A 234-nucleotide genomic window follows, 5' to 3' on the forward strand; every position below is an offset into this window, starting at 1 on the left:
GTATAGACCTTGTCCACCGTGCGCTGGCTGAACTGCTGGCACAGCAAGGCGTTAATGCCCTTGTTGCGGGCGATCACCATCAGGCCGGAGGTGCCGAAGTCCAGGCGGTGCACCAGGGTGCAGCCCGGAAAGCGCTGTACCAGCCGATGATGCACGGAGTCGAGGTTGCGCGGATCTTTGCCCGACAGGCTCAGCAGCCCGGCGGGCTTATTGATCAGCAGCAGGTGTTCGTCC

1 protein-coding gene is annotated in these 234 nt (G+C 62.8%); it reads right to left on the minus strand.

Going from position 1 to position 234, the window contains the following annotated elements; genetic code table 11:
* Positions 1-234 (minus strand): pseudouridine synthase (locus ACX6XY_RS30500; RefSeq protein ID WP_460337987.1); only part of this gene is annotated, 234 nt, incomplete at both ends.

The organism is Streptomyces sp. O3, assembly GCF_054788135.1.